Raw genomic sequence first — 1,598 nt, 5'->3', positions numbered from 1 at the left:
CAGCGCACTCCGCGTGCTTCTCGATGGCCTTCAGCAACGCCCTGGCCCAGGCCGGCCACACGGCCGAGGAGATCAACACCAAGGCCGACGTGACCTTCCAGCCCGGTACCGGGATCACCGGCAGCCACCTCACCCTGGCCGCGCGTGTCCCCGGCATTTCCGCCGACGATTTCCAGCGGCTGGCCGAGGAAGCCAAGACCGGCTGCCCCGTCTCCGCTGCCCTGACCGGCATCGAGATCACCCTGGACGCCACCCTGGCCTCCTAGGCCGGCCGCAGTAAGACGAAGGCCCCCGCCGCCCTGGATGTCCAGGGTGGCGGGGGCCTTGCCATCTGTCCTGCGCGGACCGTCTGTGCGGGCCGCGCCCGGGAGCGCCTAGGCCTGGCCGGCCTGCCGGCGCGCAGGCAGCGGTGCGGGCCGGACCCGGCGGTAACCCTCGCGCAGCGGCGGACGGTCCGTGGGCAGTTCCTGGATCATTTCCTTCAGCGCCCCGATGCCGTACTCCAGCTGCGGGTCGGTTCCGGCGGCGTAGGCGTGCGGCGGGAAGGTCACCTCGATATCCGGGGTGACGCCGAAGTTTTCCACGCCCCAGCCAACGCCACCGGCGAACCAGGTGGCGTAGCGCGGCTGGGTGACGCCGGTGCCGTCGGCCAGCGCGAAGCGGTTGTCGATCCCGACGACTCCGCCCCAGGTGCGGGTGCCAATGACGGGCCCGATCCCCCGCAGCTTGGAGACCTGCGTGATGATGTCGCCATCGGAGCCCGCGAACTCATCGGTGAGAATGATGACCGGTCCGCGGGGAGCGTGGTGCGGGTACGTCCGCGGCTTTTCCCCGCGCGGCATGCTCCAGCCGGTGACCTTGCGCCCGATGAGTTCGGCCACGAGCTGGGAGGTGTGGCCGCCGCGGTTGCGCCGGACATCGACGATCAGTCCGTCCAGGGCCGTTTCGGTGTCGAGGTCGCGGTGGAGTTGTGCCCAGCCGTTGGCCATCATGTCCGGGATGTGCAGGTAGCCGAACGTCCCGTTCGAGGCTTCCCGGACAGTTCGCCGGTTGCCGGAGACCCATTCCTGGTAGCGCAGGCGCTCCTCGTCCTTGACCGGGACCACGGCCACGCGGCGCTGGGCGCCCGCGGCCGCACCACGGCCGGCGCCATTGCGCAGGGTAAGTTCCACGGCGCGGCCGGCCGCGCCGACCAGCTGCATTGCCGGGGTCCGCGTTTGGGTCAGTTCGACGCCGTCGATCGCCAGCAGGACGTCGCCCGGCTTGGCGTCGGCGCCGGGACGGGTCAGCGGCGAAGTGGCCAGCGGGTCAGAGGACTCCCCCGCGAGGATGCGGGTGATTTCCCACCCCTCGCCGGTGAACCCCAGGTCCGCGCCGAGGCGGCCCTGCGGGCTGCTGCCGTTCTCGACAGCGGCCACGGGCCGGACGTAGGCGTGGGAGGTGCCGAGCTCGCCGTGCAGCTCCCACAGCAGGTCCACCAGGTCGTCATGGGAGCCGAGGCGTTCCACCACCGGGCGGTAGCGGGCGTGGACGGACTCCCAGTCCTGGCCGGCCATGTCCTCGGTCCAGAAGAAGTCGCGCTGGAGCCGCCATGCCTC

General features: G+C 71.5%; 2 protein-coding genes. One reads left to right on the top strand and one right to left on the bottom strand.

Features of this window, described 5'->3' with window-relative positions:
• Positions 1-266, top strand: a 266-nt coding sequence (locus LQV45_RS31110; protein ID WP_230011181.1) for an OsmC family peroxiredoxin, incomplete at its 5' end; no start/stop codon positions are given.
• Between the two features lie 108 nt (positions 267-374).
• Here LQV45_RS31110 and LQV45_RS31105 read toward each other — a convergent pair.
• Positions 375-1,598 (bottom strand): S41 family peptidase (locus tag LQV45_RS31105; RefSeq protein WP_230011178.1); only part of this gene is annotated, 1,224 nt, incomplete at its 5' end.

The organism is Microbacterium sp. Bi128 (assembly GCF_918698205.1).
This window is presented reverse-complemented; position numbering and strand designations above follow the sequence as displayed.